The organism is Oceanicella sp. SM1341 (assembly GCF_003448965.1).
Taxonomy (GTDB): domain Bacteria; phylum Pseudomonadota; class Alphaproteobacteria; order Rhodobacterales; family Rhodobacteraceae; genus Paroceanicella.
In genome coordinates this window covers 142,533-158,141 of the sequence record NZ_QRGC01000010.1, presented here as the reverse complement: position 1 = coordinate 158,141, position 15,609 = coordinate 142,533, and the positions used below count along the sequence as shown (strand labels likewise).

Below are 15,609 nucleotides of genomic sequence, written 5' to 3'. Positions count from 1 at the left end.
AGGGGCCGGGCCAGCGCCGGCCGGGCCGGGCGGCGCTCTGCCCGCGCCCGCCCGCCGCGGGCGGGAGGGGCTGCGCCTGCTGCCCGGCCCGCGCACGGCATGCATTTCCGCCCGTCGCGGGCGCTACCTCGCCCGGCGGCCCGGCGGCGCCTCCGCGTTTCCGGCAGGGCTGCCGCGCTCCTCGCGCGGGTCGTTGAAGGGGGCGATCTGGTATTGCGCCATCTTGCGATACAGGGTCGAGCGGCCGATGCCGAGGCGCCGGGCGGTCTCCGAGACCTGGCCCGAGCACAGGATCAGCGCGTCGGCGATGGCCTCGGCCTCCACCTCGGCGAGCGGGCGCACCCGGTCGGCCCCCCGGCCCGAGGGACGCGGGCGCGGCGCGGGGGCCCGCTGCGGCTCGGGCGCGCGGGCCGCGGGGCCGAAATCCGCCAGCATCAGCTCGCTGCCCTCGGCCATCACCACGGCGCGGTGCACCGCGTTCTGCAGCTCGCGCACGTTGCCGGGCCAGGGCTGTGCGGCGAGCCATTCCGCAACCCCCGGGCCGAAGCCGTGGAAGAGGCGCCCCTCGCGCCGCGCCGCCTGGGCGGCATGGGCGGCGGCAAGGGCCGGAATGTCCTCGCCACGCTCCGCCAGCGGCGGCAGGCCGATCTCGACCCCGGCGAGGCGGAAGTAGAGATCCTCGCGGAACCGGCCGGCGGCGATCTCCTCGCCGAGATCGCGATTCGTCGCGGCCAGCAGCCGCACGTCCACCCGCACCGGACCGCGCCCTCCCAGCGGGTCGACCTCGCCCTCCTGCACCACCCGCAGCAGCGACACCTGCGCGGAAAGCGGCAGCTCGCCCACCTCGTCGAGGAACAGCGTGCCGCCCTGCGCCTCGCGGAAGCGGCCGGGCTGGGCACGGTCGGCGCCGGTGAAGGCGCCCTTCTCGTGGCCGAACAGCAGGCTCTCGACCAGCGTCTCGGGCAGCGCGCCGCAGTTCACCGCCACGAAGGCGCCGGTGCGCCCGGAGGTCTCGTGGATGGCGCGGGCCAGCCGCTCCTTGCCGCTGCCGCTCGGCCCGGCCACCAGCACCGGCATGCGCGAGGGCGCCACGCGCCGCGCGAGGTCGAGCGCCGCCACCATGGCCGGCGCCCCGGCGACGAGCCCTGCGAAGGCACCCTGCGGCGCCGGTGTCGCGGCCGCCAGCGCATGACGCGAGACCACCGCGCGCAGCCGGTCCATCGCCACCGGCTTCTCCAGGTAGTCGACCGCGCCGCGCTGCATCGCGCGCACCGCCGTGTCGACCCCGCCGTCGGCGGTGAGCATGATCACCCGCGCGTCATCGCCCCGGCCGCGCATCACCGAGAGCAGGTCGAGCCCGCCCATGCCCGGCAGGCCGATGTCGAGCAGGACCACCCAGGGTCCCGGGTCCCGGTCAAGCGCCTCGAGCGCGGTCTGGGCGCAGGCGACCTCCGTCACCTCGCCGCCCTGTGCCCGGAGCAGCGCAGCGATCACCCGCCGCTGCGCCGCGTCGTCCTCCACAACCAGAATCCTACGCGCCATCATCCACGCTCCCGTGCCGGTATACATCGGGGCACACGGGCCCCGATGGCCGCGATACCCGTTGCAAGATTGTCTCACCCGCTGAACTTCTGTGCATAAACCGGTGAAAAAGCTCTTTCCTCGGACGGGGTTCGGTCAAAGTTCTGTTGTGGATTTGATGTGTGCGAGCTACACACTAACCTATGTCACGTCCGGCAGGGTGAGCGTCGCAGACCAGCACGTTGCAGACTCGCACGTTGTCGAACCTTGAGCCGACGCCGGGGGCACTGTTCCCGGCATGACACACCAGAGTGGCAGCCGTTCAAGTGCTGCACAACTTGAGAGAGACGGAGAGAGGGATGAAAGCGATTTCCCGTTTGATGATGGCCGGCGCAGTGGTCGCGCTCGCAGGGTGCAGCTCGCTCCCCGGCGCAAACCTGGGCGGCACCTTCACGGCAGAAAACTACCTGGGCGAGACCATCTCGGGGAGCGATTTTGACTCTGCGCTGGCTCGGGAATACCAGGCTCTCGCAACCCGGTCGGCGACCCAGGACGTCAACTGGATGGATGCGACCGCCTACGTGTCCAAGTCCGAAGCCGCCGCTTCCGGCAGCGCCCCGGCCTGGACCCCGGAAGAGCTCGGCGTGTCCGCGCCGGCGGGCCTCTACGAGGACGTCGTCGCGACCGTGGCCGCCAACAAGGCAGCCCGCCCGGCCGAGTGCGCCAAGGCGCAGGCCATGTGGGACCAGTACCTCGAGTCGATGACCGATTACTCGGGCGTCTGCATCAACACCGACGACGCGAAAGCGATGCTCGACGAGGCGCTCGCCGCCTGTAAGGGCGCCGCTCCGGGCGACTACGTGGTCTACTTCGGCTTCGACCGTTACGACCTCACCGACGCCGGTTCCGAAGTGATCGACCAGGTCGTCGACGCGCTGAAGAGCTACACCACCCCGCTCGTCTCGGTCGTGGGCCACACCGACACCGTCGGTTCGCTCCAGTACAACCAGACCCTGTCCGAGCGCCGCGCCAACACCGTCCGCAACGCGATCCTGTCGCGCGGTTCGGCCGAGGGCGTGACCACCGGCACCATCACCACGGCCGGCCGCTCCTGGACCGAGCCCGCGGTCGACACCGGCCCGAACGTGCGCGAGGCCCGCAACCGCCGCGCCACGATCGCCATCTCGCAGTAAGCGATACCGGCGATACCAAGGCTTCGACGGCCCCGCAGAAATGCGGGGCCGTTTTCCGTTGCACAGCCGGGGCTCTGCCCCCGGACGGCCGCGCCCGACACGCGACAGGCAGACCGGGGCCCGGCCGCACGCCCCTGCGCCGGGAGAAGGCTCGCAGGCCCGGAGCGGCGCCTGCCGCCCGCAGGCCCGGACCCGGGGCGATGCATGCACGGGCCGCGAGGGATCTTCACCCTGCGGGGATGCATTCGCCGGACACCGGGGCTATATTTGCCGCATGTTCAGACCTCGCGTCCTTCCGTCCGCCCCGCCGCCGGCCGGCCTGCCCCCGGCCGGCCACGCGGGCACAGCCTCGCCGCGCGCGCAGCGCGGGGCCCGGTCCGTCACCGCGCAGGGCCGCGGGCCGCGGCGTCGCCGGCCCGGCAGCCGTGCGGACGCGGAGGAGAACAGCCCGCTGCCGGTCTATGACCGGCTCGCCCCCGACACCCTGCCCGGCCGGCCCGACGCCGCCCCGCGCAGGCCGGAGCCCGCCCCGCGCGCCCCGGCCACCCACTGACCCTTCCAGCCGATCCGGAGACCCCGATGGCCCAGTTCTTCCAGTCCTTCGCCCCGCTGCCCGAGACCGCCGACACGGCCGCCCCGGGGCGCGCGGGCAAAGGCGATTTCGGCCCGATGCCCGAGTGGAACCTCGACGATCTCTACCCCGGCGAGGACAGCCCGGCGCTCGCCGAGGACATGGCCTGGCTCGCCGAGGAGGCCACCGCCTTCGCCGCCGACTACGAGGGCCAGCTCGCCGGGCTCGACGCCCCCTCGCTTGCCGCCTGCGTGAAGCGCTACGAGCGCATCCAGCAGATCGCCGGGCGGGTGATGTCCTTCGCCGGCCTGCGCTACTACCAGAACACCATCGACCCCTCGCGGGCGAAGTTCTTCTCCGACTGCCAGGGCAAGCTCACCGACATCTCCACCCCGCTGGTGTTCTTCTCGCTGGAGTTCAACCGCATCGAGGACGCGGTGCTGGAGGCGCGCTACTCCGAGAGCGCCGAGCTCGCCCGCTACCGCCCGGTGCTCGAGCGCATGCGCGCCTTCAAGCCCTACCAGCTCTCCGACGAGCTGGAGAAGTTCCTGCATGACCAGTCCGTCGTCGGCGCCTCGGCCTGGAACCGGCTGTTCGACGAGACCATGGCCGGGCTCGAGTTCGAGGTCGACGGCGAGACCCTGCCGCTGGAAGCCACGCTGAACCTGCTTTCCGACACCGACCGCTCCCGCCGCCAGGCCGGCGCCGAGGCGCTGGTGGCCGTGTTCACCGAGCGGCTGCCGCTGTTCGCGCGCATCACCAACACGCTCGCCAAGGAAAAGGAGATCGAGGACCGCTGGCGTGGCATGCCCACGCCGCAGACCGGCCGTCACCTCTCCAACCATGTGGAGCCGGAAGTGGTGCAGGCGCTGCGCGACGCGGTGGTGGGCGCCTACCCGCGCATCTCGCACCGCTACTACGCGCTCAAGGCGAAATGGCTGGGGCTGGAGAAGCTCGAGTACTGGGACCGCAACGCCCCCCTGCCCGAGCGCGAGGACCGCGAGGTGCCCTGGGCCGAGGCGCGCAGCACCGTGCTCGACGCCTATGCCGATTTCTCGCCCGAGATGGCCGCCATCGCCGAGCCCTTCTTCGACAAGGGCTGGATCGACGCACCGGCAAAGCCCGGCAAGGCCCCCGGCGCCTTCGCCCATCCCACGGTGACCGACGCGCACCCCTACGTGCTGCTCAACTACCTCGGCAAGCAGCGCGACGTGATGACGCTTGCGCATGAGCTGGGCCACGGCGTGCACCAGGTGCTGGCGGCGGGACAGGGCGAGCTGCTCTCCTCCACCCCGCTCACGCTGGCCGAGACCGCGAGTGTCTTCGGCGAGATGCTCACCTTCCGCAAGCTCCTCGCCGCCGCCCCCGACAAGGCGGCGCGCAAGGCGCTGCTCGCCGGCAAGGTGGAGGACATGATCAACACGGTCGTGCGCCAGATCGCCTTCTACGACTTCGAGTGCAAGCTGCACGCGGCGCGGGCCGAGGGCGAGCTCACCCCCGACCAGATCAACGAGATCTGGATGTCGGTGCAGGGCGAGAGCCTCGGGCCGGTGTTCAACTTCGCGCCGGGCTACGAGACCTTCTGGTCCTACGTGCCGCATTTCATCCACTCGCCCTTCTACGTCTACGCCTATGCCTTCGGCGACGGGCTGGTGAACGCGCTCTACGCGGTCTACGAGAACGGCGAGCCGGGCTTCCAGGAGAAGTATTTCGACATGCTCAAAGCGGGCGGCTCGAAGCACCACAAGGAGCTGCTCGCCCCCTTCGGCCTCGACCTCTCCGACCCGTCCTTCTGGGACAAGGGCCTGGGCCTGATCGAGAGCATGATCGACGAGCTCGAGGCGATGGAGGACTGACATGCGGGCACCCGACGCCTTCTCCGAGCTCTGCGGCCACTTCCGGCAGGTCACCGCGCTCTCCCAGGTGTCGGGCCTGCTCTCCTGGGACCAGGAGACCATGATGCCCGAGCGCGGCGCCGAGCTGCGCTCGGAGCAATGCGCGGCGGTGGAGGCCTGCATCCACCGCCTGCGCGCCGATCCGCGCATCCCCGACTGGGCCGCCGCGATCGACCCGAAGACCCTCGACCCCGCCGGCTGCGTCACCCTGCGCGAGGCGGTGCGCGCCCATCGCCGCGCCACCCGCATCCCCGCCGCGCTGGCCGAGGAGATCGCCCGGGTGACCGCGCTCTCGCAAGGCATCTGGGCGCGGGCCCGCGCCGCCCGCCGCTTCGCCGATTTCGCCCCCTCTCTGGGCCGGATCGTGGCGCTGAGGCGCGAGGAGGCCGATTGCATCGCCGAGCCGGGCCAGAGCCGCTACGACGCCCTGCTGGAGGATTACGAGCCCGGCATGACCACTGCCGTGCTCTCGCCGCTCCTCACCGGCATGCGCCCGCGCCTCACCGCGCTGGCCGAGCGCGTGGCCCATTCCGGCCATGTGGCGCCGCGGCTCGAGGGGAGTTTCCCCAAGGCCGCGCAGATGGAGCTCGCCCGGCGCGTGGCCACCACGCTGGGCTATGACTGGTCGGCCGGGCGGCTCGACCTCAGCGTGCACCCGTTCTCCTCCGGCACCGGGGGTGACGCGCGCATCACCACGCGGGTGGTCGAGACCGACCCGCTCAACTGCCTCTACTCCACCATCCACGAGGTGGGGCATGCCTGCTACGAGCAGGGCATCAACCCCGCGCTCCTGCTCTCGCCCGCCGGCCGCTGGGCCTCGATGGGCGTGCACGAGAGCCAGTCGCGCCTGTTCGAAAACCAGATCGGCCGCTCGCGCGCCTTCTGCGAATGGCTCTACCCGCAGATGCGCGCGGTCTACGGCGACATCGGCGTCACCGGCCCGGACGCGCTGCACGCCGCGGTGAACCGGGTGGAGACCGGCTTCATCCGCACCGAGGCGGACGAGGTGCACTACAACCTCCACATCCTGCTGCGCTTCGAGCTGGAGCAGGCGCTGATCTCCGGCGCGCTCGCGGTGGAGGACCTGGAGGAGGCCTGGAACGCCGCCTTCCTGCGCGACTTCCACCGCCCCGTGACCGACCCCGCCGACGGCGTGCTGCAGGACGTGCACTGGTCGGTGGGCCTGTTCGGCTACTTCCCCACCTATTCGCTGGGCAACATCCTCGCCGGTGAGCTCTTCGCCGCCCTGCGCGCCGCGGTGCCGACGCTGGAGGCCGATCTGGCGCGCGGCGATGCCGGCCCCGCCCTCGGCTGGCTGCGCCGCAACGTGCATGTGCACGGCAGCCTCAAGCCGCCGATGCAGCTGGTGGAGGACGCCACGGGCCACGCCCCGCAGGCCGGCGCCCTGCTCGGCTATCTCGAGGCGAAATTCGCCGGCCTCTACGGGCTCTGAGCCTCAGCTCTCGCCGGCCATCCGCCGGTTGTACTCCTCCCGGGCGCGGGCCACCGCGTCGTAATGCGTGTGCGTCCAGCCGTGGAGCGCCGAGATCGGCTGCTCCAGCGTGCGGCCCAGTGGCGTGATGGCATATTCCACCGCCACGGGCGAGGTGGCGATCACCCGGCGCGAGATGATGCCGTTGCGCTCGAGCTTGCGCAGCCCTTGCGTGAGCGCCTTCTGGGTGATGCCCTCGAGCTGCCGGCGCAGCTCGTTGAAGCGCAGCGGCCGCGGGCAGAGGGCCGCCAGGATCAGCACCGACCACTTGTCCGCGATCTGGTCGAGCAGCAGCCGGCACGGACAGTCGGCAGCGCTCAGCACCTCCCGCGCAGCGTCCCTGCACTGCGGCGACGCCCCGGCAGCCGTTTCGGCGCCGTCTGCGGCTCCGGGCCCGGCTTCGGCGATGATCGCGGGCATGGCGGTTTCCCTCCGTATATCTGGTGGCAACAAAGTGCCTGATTGAAACCAGATATACAATGGATACCTAGGAGCCTCCTTCAACCTGCAGCAAGGACGCGCAGCCGGATGACATCCCTACAGGACACTCCCCTTTTCAGCCCCTTCCGCCTGAAAAGCCTCGCGCTGAAAAACCGCATCGTGATGGCGCCGATGACCCGCTCCTTTGCCGAGGGGGGCCTGCCGGGCCCCGCGCAGGCCGCCTATTACCGCCGCCGGGCGGAGGGCGATGTCGGGCTCATCCTCTCCGAGGGCACGGTGATCGACCGTCCCGCCGCGCGCAACGACCCCGGCATCCCCTTCTTCCACGGCGCCGCGGCGCTCGAGGGCTGGAAAGGCGTGATCGACGCGGTGCATGGCGCCGGCGGCCGCATGGGCCCGCAGCTCTGGCACGTCGGCGCCGTCGCGAGCTTCCTCACCGACTGGGTGCCCGACGCCGAGCCCGAGGGCCCCTCCGGCCTCGCCGGCCCCGGCAGCCCGCGCGGCCGCGCCATGACCGACGCCGACATCGCCGACACGCTCGATGCCTTCGGCCGCGCCGCGGCGGACGCGAAGCGCCTGGGCTTCGACACGCTGGAGATCCACGGCGCGCACGGCTACCTGCTCGACCAGTTCTTCTGGCCCGGCACCAACCGGCGCAGCGATGCCTGGGGTGGCGAGACCATCGGCCGCCGCGCCCGCTTCGGCGCCGAGGTGGTGGCCGCCATGCGCCGCGCCGTGGGCCCGGACTTCCCCATCATCCTGCGCCTGAGCCAGTGGAAGCAGCAGGATTTCTCCGCCCGCCTCGCCACCACCCCCGACGAGATGGCCGACTGGCTGCTGCCGCTGGTCGAGGCCGGCGCCGACATCCTGCACTGCTCGCAGCGCCGCTTCTGGGAGCCGGAGTTCCCCGAGCTCGACGGTGCGGGCGGGCTGAACTTCGCCGGCTGGGCGAAGAAGCTCACCGGGGCGGCCACGATCAGCGTCGGCTCCGTGGGCCTCACGGGCGACTTCATGGAGGCCTTCTCGGGGGTCGGCGCCGGCCGCGCCGGGCTCGGGACGCTGGTCGAGCGCATGGAGCGCGGCGAGTTCGACCTCATCGCCGTCGGCCGCGCCCTGATCGGCGACCCGGACTGGGTGCGCAAGATCCGCGAGGGCGACACCGCGGCCCTCGGCGATTTCGACCCGGCCGCCCTCGCGACCCTGGTCTGAGACGGCGCGCGCCCCGGCCGGCGGCCGGGGCGCTCAGGAGGGGTCGGCGCGGCACGCGCCGTCCGCCAGGCCCCGTCACGGGGCCCGCACCCTTGCCGTCACGGGCACGAAGCGTGCCGGCCGCGGGCCCGGAAGCGCCTCAGGCCGGGGAGGCGGCAAGCTCTTCGGCCACGACCGCCCCGGCCGTCGCGCGCCCGCAAACGCCGCAGGCCCCCTCCCGGCGGGAGGGGGCCTGCTTCAAGGGCGTCGGCGCGGCAGGCGCCGGCCTGTGGCTCAGCCGAACTGCGGGATCATCCCCTTGTCGGCGGCGAGCTCGCGCATCTTCTTCTGCAGCTTCTCGAACGCCCGCACCTCGATCTGGCGGATGCGCTCGCGGCTCACGTTGTAGACGCTCGAAAGCTCCTCCAGCGTCACCGGCTCGTCGCGCAGCTTGCGCTCGGTCAGGATGTGGCGCTCGCGCTCGTTGAGCGCCTGCATCGCGTCCATCAGCAGGCTGCGCCGGCTCTCGAGCTCGTCCTGCTCCGCATAGGCCGAGGCCTGGTCCGCGTCATCGTCGGCCAGCCAGTCCTGCCACTCGGCGGAGCCCTCGCCATCGGTCTTCAGCGGCGCGTTCAGCGAGGCATCGCCCCCGGTGAGCCGGCGGTTCATCGAAATCACGTCGTCCTCGGCCACCCCGAGGTCATGGGCGATCTTCTCGACATGCTCGGGGCGAAGGTCCCCTTCCTCGAGCGCGCCGATCCGGTTCTTCGCCTTGCGCAGGTTGAAGAACAGTTTCTTCTGCGAGGCGGTGGTGCCCATCTTCACCAGCGACCACGAGCGCAGGATGTATTCCTGGATCGAGGCGCGGATCCACCACATCGCGTAGGTGGCGAGGCGAAAGCCCTTCTCCGGGTCGAAGCGCTTGACGGCCTGCATCAGGCCCACGTTCGCCTCCGACACCACCTCGGCCGTCGGCAGCCCGTAGCCGCGATAGCCCATGGCGATCTTGGCGGCGAGCCGCAGGTGCGACGTCACCAGCTTGTGGGCGGAGTCCTTGTCCTCGTGGTCGACCCAGGCTTTCGCCAGCATGTATTCCTCGTCCGGTTCCAGCATCGGGAACTTGCGGATCTCGCTGAGGTAGCGGCTGAGCCCCTGCTCCGGCGAGGGCGCCGGAAGAGAAGTATATGTCGACATCTCACACCTCCATCTCGGGCTCTGAATACCCGAGCATTTCCATCTAGGCACTGCAGGCCCCGTCATCAACCGTACGGGGCGGATACAGTTTGTATCCTAAGGTATTACGCGCCGGGGGTGTGATTCCGACGCAGGCTCGCGAGAAGGTGATCCATGTCCGCCGGCAGATCGGCGCGAAAGGCCACCCGCTCCCCGCTCACCGGGTGCACGAATCCCAGCGAGGCCGCGTGCAGGGCCTGGCGCGGAAAGCCGCGCAGCGCCGCGGCCGCCTCCGGGTCGAGATCGCGCGCCGAGACCGCCCGCGGCCGGCCATAGACCGGGTCTCCCGCCAGCGGATGGCCGACATGGGCGAGATGCACCCGGATCTGGTGCGTGCGCCCGGTCTCCAGCCGGCATTCCACCAGCGCCGCCACCGCCCGCGTCGCGCCGAAGCGCTCGAGCACCCGCACCCGGGTGACCGCGTGCCGCCCGCCGGGCACCACGGCCATGCGCTTGCGGTCGCTGCGGTGCCGGTCGATGTCGCCCTCGATGCGCAGCCAGCCCTCCTCGGGCGTGACCCCCTCGAGGCCGAGCAGCCGCGGGTCCCCCCGGTCCGGCGCGCCCTGGCACACGGCCTGGTAGCTGCGCTCGATGTCATGGGCGGCGAAGAGCGCCGCGAGCCCCTGGTGCGCGGCATCCGATTTCGCCACCACCAGCAGGCCGGAGGTGTCCTTGTCGATCCGGTGCACGATCCCCGGGCGCAGCACGCCGCCGATGCCCGACAGGCTGTCGCCGCAATGGTGCAGCAGCGCGTTCACCAGCGTGCCGCGCTCCGCCCCCGGCGCGGGATGCACGACCATTCCGGCGGGCTTGTTCACCACCACGAGGTCGGCATCCTCGAAGACGATGTCGAGCGGGATCGCCTCCGGCTCCGGCTCGGCGGCCACCGGGGCGGGCGGGCGGATCACCCAGCTCTCCCCGGGCTTGACTTTGGTCTTCGGCTCCGTGACGGTCTCGCCGCCCGCGCGGGCGACCGCCCCCTCCTCGATCAGCGCCCTGAGGCGCGAGCGCGACAGGCCGGCCCCCTCGCCGTCCGTGGCGGCGAGCGCCGCGGCGAGGGCCTTGTCGAGGCGGCTGTCGCAGCCGTCGGGAAGCGTGATGTGGAGAGGATCTTGCATGGGCCCTGTGCGGGAGGTTGCCGAGGATGACGAGCTCGAGGAGCACCCCCGCCTGCGCCTGCTGCGCTGGCTGGTGACGGGGCTGACCGCGACCCTCGTGATCGCGGTGATAGCGATCATTTCGCTGCTTGTCATCAAGGTGCTGGAAATCCCCGCCGCCCCGCGGGCCGTGGCCCTGCCCGAGAGCATCGCCCTGCCCGAGGGCGAGGAGCTGCGCTCGGCCACCTTCGGCACCGACTGGGTGCTGCTGGTGACCGCGGCGCCCGGCGGCCCGGAATACATCCGCATCTACGACGCCGCCACCGGCGAGGAGCGCCAGAGCCTGCTGGTGACGCCTACCCCCGCGCCGGCGCAGTAAGGCCCGGCGCGCGCCACCGGGAGGGCGCAGCACCGCTCGTGACCGGCGAATTCTCTCGCAGCCCGCGCGAGGGCTGAACGGCCGGCAAGGGCCGCCGGACCCCTCTGTCCTCCCAAGATCCCGTCGCAACCTCGATGCAGGGTGCCGAGGGCCGCGCCCGACCCTGGGTGGGCGCTGCACCGCCCGTGGTCAGCGATTCATCTCAAAAGCCCCGGACGACGGCTGTGCGGGAACTGCCATCGCCATCGCGCCCTCCCGGGGGGAGGGTCGGGCGCGGCCCGGGCTGGTCGCCCGGGGGAGACGGTTGAGCCGGCGCCGAGGGACACCGCGCGCCGCCACGCATCCTGCCCCGCAGATCGGCAACGCGCCGCAGGCTTCGCCTTGCGCTCCCCCGCCCGACGGAAGATATTGGCGCCATGTCGCTCCCACCCGGATTCCTCGATGAGCTGCGCACCCGCGTCTCCCTCGCCCAGGTGGTGGGGCGCAAGGTCACGTGGGACACGCGCAAGTCCAACCCCGGCAAGGGAGACCACTGGGCGCCCTGCCCGTTCCACCAGGAGAAATCCGCCTCCTTCCACGTGGATGACCGCAAGGGCTTCTACTATTGCTTCGGCTGCCACGCGAAGGGTGACGCCATCTCCTTCGTGAAGGACACCGAGAACGTGGGCTTCATGGAAGCGGTGGAGATCCTCGCCCGCGAGGCCGGGATGCAGATGCCCGCCCGCGACCCCCGCGCCCAGGAGCGCGCCGACAGCCGCACGAAACTGGTCGAGGTGATGGAACAGGCGGTGCAGTTCTACCGCCTGCAACTGCGCACCGCCCGGGCCCAGGCCGCGCGGGACTATCTCGCCGGCCGCGGGCTGGGCGAAGCGGCACAGGCCCGCCACGAGCTCGGCTTCGCCCCGGACGACCGCACCGCCCTCACCTCCGCCCTCACCGCCAAGGGCATCGGCGTCGAGCTGCTCGCCGAGGCCGGGCTCACCATCGTGCCGGAGGACGGCGGCCGGCCGTTCGACCGCTTCCGCGGCCGCATCATCTTCCCGATCCGCGACGTGCGCGGCCGCGCCATCGCCTTCGGCGGCCGGGCGATGAGCCCGGAGGCGCGGGCGAAATACCTCAACTCGCCCGAGACCCCGCTCTTCGACAAGGGCCGCTCGCTCTACAACCACCAGCGCGCGCGCGAGGCGGCGGGCAAGGCCGGCTCGCTCATCGTGGCCGAGGGCTACATGGACGTGATCGCGCTCTGCGAGGCCGGCTTCGCCCATGCCGTGGCGCCGCTCGGCACCGCCATCACGCCGGACCAGCTCCAGCTCATGTGGCGCATGGCCGACGAACCGGTGATCGCGCTCGACGGCGATGCCGCCGGCCTGCGCGCCGCGATGCGGGTGATCGACATCGCCCTGCCGCTGGTGACCGCCGGCAAGTCGCTGCGCTTCTGCGTGCTGCCCGAGGGGCTCGACCCCGACGACCTGCTGCGCGCCCAGGGCCCGGAGGCGATGCAGACCCTGCTCGACGGTGCGCGCCCGATGGTCGACCTGCTCTGGCAGCGCGAGACCGAGGGCAAGGTGTTCGACAGCCCCGAGCGCCGTGCCGCCCTCGACAAGACCCTGCGCGAAACCCTCGGCCGCATCGCCGACCCCTCGATCCGCGCCCATTACACCGCAGAGATCCGCGACCGGCGGGCCGATTTCTTTCGCCGCGAGCGTCCGGAGGGGGGCCGCGCCGGGGGCGGTTTCCGCCCTGACGGCGGCTTCCAGCCCGAGGGCGGCTTCCGCCGCGCCTGGCAGCCGGGCATGCGCCGCCCCGCGCCGCAGCCCCTGCCCACCGCGGGCACCAAGGCCTCGCTGCTCGCCCGCTCCGACGCGGGGCCGGAGGCCGAGGCGCGGGTGCGCGAGGCCGCCATCCTGTGCGTGTGCCTCAACCACCCCGGCCTCGCCGCCGAGTACGACGACCCGCTCGACCGCACGCCGTTCCTCAACCCCGATCTCGCCGCGCTGCGCGCCGCCCTGCTCGCCGCCCTTTCGGAATGTCTGGACAAACCGGAGCCCCGCACCCATCTCATGGACTGCGTGCGCGCGGCACTGGGCGAAGACCCCATGCCGCGGCTGATGGCGATCGGGCAGGTGCGGCTCAATCCCCATCTCGGCCCCGGGGCGGAGCCCCAGCACGCCCGCACCGCGCTGGCGGACACGCTGGCCTGGCAGGCCGCGACCGTGGGCATGGGGGCGGAGCTGCGCGAGGCGTTGCAGGCGCTCGCGGGGCGCGGCGATACGGCTGCGGGGGAGGCCGCCGATCTCACCTGGCGCATCGGCCAGGCGGCGGAAGCCCGCAACCGGGCGGCCAGGGGGCACTCCCGGGCTGCCGAATCAGCAACAGTCGACGAAGAATCTCTCTCTGCACACTTGCAAAGCTTCATCGACGACCAGATTTGGGTAAAGAAAAAGCGCTAGACCCTGTCGTCCGAATCGACGATTCGGTAGAGCCGCCCCCGGTGAGTCGCACGCTCATCGGCCCCGAGTGTTTCCAGAACGGAGTGCAGCATGGCCGCCAAGGACTTGGAGCAAGACAAGGAACAGGACCAGCAGGACGGCAATGCCTCGATGCTCGACATGAGCCAGGCGAACGTCAAGAAGATGATCGCCCAGGCCAAGGCGCGCGGGTACATCACCTACGAGGAACTGAACCAGGCGCTCCCGTCCGACCAGTTTTCCTCCGAGCAGATCGAGGACGTGATGTCCCTCCTCTCGGAGATGGGCATCAATGTCATCGAGAACGAGGAAAGCGACGGCGAGGGCGAGGGCGAGCAGAAGGAGGAGAGCCGCGAGGTCGCGACCACCTCCAGCACGTCCGAGGGACTGGACCGCACCGATGACCCGGTGCGCATGTACCTGCGCGAGATGGGCTCGGTCGAGCTGCTCAGCCGCGAGGGCGAGATCGCCATCGCCAAGCGCATCGAGGCCGGGCGCAACACGATGATCTCGGGCCTGTGCGAGAGCCCCCTCACCTTCCAGGCCATCACGATCTGGCGCGACGAGCTTCTCGAGGAGAAGATCATGCTGCGCGACGTGATCGACCTCGAGACCACCTTCGGCGCCTCGCTCGAGGGCGATGTCGAGGAGGAGATGGCGGTCGACGGCGAGGGCGATGCCGACGAGGACGGCGCCGAGGAACCCGCGGCGCCCGCCGCCGGTGCCGCGCCCGCCGGCCCGAAGGCCGACAGCGACGGCGAGGGTGACGGCGAAGGCGAGAGCGAGGGCGAGGAGGACGAGCAGTCCAATCTCTCGCTCTCGGCGATGGAGACGGCGCTGAAGCCGCAGGTGCTCGAGACCCTCGAGCGCATCGCGGAAAACTATGCCCGCCTGTCGGACATGCAGGACAGCCGCATCAACGCCGCCCTGAACCAGGCCCAGACCTTCTCCGCCTTCCAGGAGCGGGACTACCAGCGCCTGCGCTCGGAGATCGTCGAGCTGGTGAACTCGCTGCACCTGCACAACAACCGCATCGAGGCTCTGGTCGATCAGCTCTACGGCATCAACCGCCGCATCATGACCCTCGACGGCCAGATGGTGAAGATCGCCGACCTGGCGAAGATCAACCGCCGCGACTTCGTGGAGGAGTACCGCGGCTCCGAGCTCGACCCGGGCTGGATCGACCGTGTCGCCGCCCTCAAGGGCCGCGGCTGGGCCGACATCGGCGGCCGCTTCCGCGACCGTGTGGACGGCGTGCGCAACGAGATGGGCTCCATCGGCCAGCATGTGGGCGTGGACATCCCCGAGTTCCGCCGCATCGTGCAGACCGTGCAGAAGGGCGAGAAGGAAAGCCGCATCGCCAAGAAGGAGATGGTGGAGGCCAACCTGCGGCTCGTGATCTCGATCGCGAAGAAATACACCAACCGCGGGCTGCAGTTCCTCGACCTCATCCAGGAGGGCAACATCGGCCTGATGAAGGCGGTGGACAAGTTCGAGTACCGCCGCGGCTACAAGTTCTCGACCTATGCCACCTGGTGGATCCGCCAGGCGATCACCCGCTCGATCGCCGACCAGGCCCGCACCATCCGCATCCCGGTGCACATGATCGAGACCATCAACAAGCTGGTGCGCACCGGCCGCCAGATGCTCCACGAGATCGGCCGCGAGCCGACCCCGGAAGAGCTGGCCGCCAAGCTGCAGATGCCGCTCGAGAAGGTCCGCAAGGTGATGAAGATCGCCAAGGAGCCGATCTCCCTCGAAACGCCGATCGGCGACGAGGAAGACAGCCAGCTCGGCGATTTCATCGAGGACAAGAACGCCGTGCTGCCGCTCGACAGCGCCATACAGCAGAACCTGAAGGAAACGACCACCCGCGTGCTCGCCTCCCTCACGCCGCGCGAGGAGCGGGTTCTGCGCATGCGCTTCGGCATCGGCATGAACACCGACCACACCCTCGAGGAGGTCGGCCAGCAGTTCTCGGTGACCCGCGAGCGCATCCGCCAGATCGAGGCGAAGGCGCTGCGCAAGCTCAAGCACCCGAGCCGCTCGCGCAAGCTGCGCAGTTTCCTCGACAGCTGAGCAGCCGGCACCGAAGCCATTGAAACGCGCCCGGGGGTCCAGCCCCCGGGCG

Annotated in this window: 11 protein-coding genes; 7 read left to right on the top strand and 4 right to left on the bottom strand. The window is 71.1% G+C overall.

All coding sequences use genetic code 11. The annotated features are described in order from the left end of the window. Nucleotides 1-123: 123 nt before the first annotated feature. Nucleotides 124-1,542 (bottom strand): sigma-54 dependent transcriptional regulator, encoded by a 1,419-nt coding sequence (locus tag D3P35_RS11730; RefSeq protein WP_118134922.1) that lies wholly within the window; start codon nt 1,540-1,542, stop codon nt 124-126. A 542-nt stretch (nt 1,543-2,084) separates the two neighbouring features. Between D3P35_RS11730 and D3P35_RS26935 the strand changes: the two genes are divergently transcribed. From D3P35_RS26935 to D3P35_RS11715, 3 genes are all read left to right on the top strand, one after another. Further along, nucleotides 2,085-2,714 (top strand): OmpA family protein, encoded by a 630-nt coding sequence (locus D3P35_RS26935; protein WP_157982118.1) that lies wholly within the window; start codon nt 2,085-2,087, stop codon nt 2,712-2,714. A 669-nt stretch (nt 2,715-3,383) separates the two neighbouring features. Next, a complete protein-coding gene (locus D3P35_RS11720) occupies nt 3,384-5,141 on the top strand; it encodes a M3 family oligoendopeptidase (RefSeq protein WP_232830478.1) in 1,758 nt (585 codons plus the stop codon). A gap of 1 nt (nt 5,142) precedes the next feature. Next, complete coding sequence (locus D3P35_RS11715) at nt 5,143-6,633, top strand: carboxypeptidase M32 (protein WP_118134906.1); 1,491 nt, start codon at nt 5,143-5,145, stop codon at nt 6,631-6,633. A gap of 3 nt (nt 6,634-6,636) precedes the next feature. Here the strand turns inward: D3P35_RS11715 and D3P35_RS11710 are convergent, their stop codons facing one another. Next, nucleotides 6,637-6,996, bottom strand: coding sequence for a helix-turn-helix domain-containing protein (locus D3P35_RS11710; protein WP_232830473.1), 360 nt, complete (start codon nt 6,994-6,996; stop codon nt 6,637-6,639). 204 nt (nt 6,997-7,200) lie between these two features. Between D3P35_RS11710 and D3P35_RS11705 the strand changes: the two genes are divergently transcribed. Then, nucleotides 7,201-8,322, top strand: a complete 1,122-nt coding sequence (locus D3P35_RS11705; RefSeq protein WP_118134904.1) for an NADH:flavin oxidoreductase — start codon at nt 7,201-7,203, stop codon at nt 8,320-8,322. A gap of 273 nt (nt 8,323-8,595) precedes the next feature. Here D3P35_RS11705 and rpoH read toward each other — a convergent pair whose 3' ends face one another. Further along, on the bottom strand, nt 8,596-9,495 hold the full coding sequence (gene rpoH, locus D3P35_RS11700) for an RNA polymerase sigma factor RpoH (protein ID WP_118134903.1): 900 nt from the start codon (nt 9,493-9,495) through the stop codon (nt 8,596-8,598). A 104-nt stretch (nt 9,496-9,599) separates the two neighbouring features. Next, on the bottom strand, nt 9,600-10,652 hold the full coding sequence (locus D3P35_RS11695) for an RluA family pseudouridine synthase (protein ID WP_118134902.1): 1,053 nt from the start codon (nt 10,650-10,652) through the stop codon (nt 9,600-9,602). Between D3P35_RS11695 and D3P35_RS11690 the strand changes: the two genes are divergently transcribed. The 3 genes from D3P35_RS11690 (at nt 10,651) to rpoD (ending at nt 15,557) form a co-directional block, all read left to right on the top strand. Further along, nucleotides 10,651-11,010, top strand: a complete 360-nt coding sequence (locus tag D3P35_RS11690; RefSeq protein ID WP_118134901.1) for a DUF6476 family protein — start codon at nt 10,651-10,653, stop codon at nt 11,008-11,010. The genes D3P35_RS11695 and D3P35_RS11690 overlap by 2 nt on opposite strands. 416 nt (nt 11,011-11,426) lie before the next feature. Further along, nucleotides 11,427-13,460: a DNA primase gene (gene dnaG, locus D3P35_RS11685; RefSeq protein ID WP_118134900.1), complete on the top strand. Its 2,034-nt coding sequence runs from the start codon at nt 11,427-11,429 to the stop codon at nt 13,458-13,460. A 90-nt stretch (nt 13,461-13,550) separates the two neighbouring features. Beyond that, nucleotides 13,551-15,557, top strand: coding sequence for an RNA polymerase sigma factor RpoD (rpoD, locus tag D3P35_RS11680; RefSeq protein WP_118134899.1), 2,007 nt, complete (start codon nt 13,551-13,553; stop codon nt 15,555-15,557). The last annotated feature ends 52 nt before the right edge of the window (nt 15,558-15,609 follow it).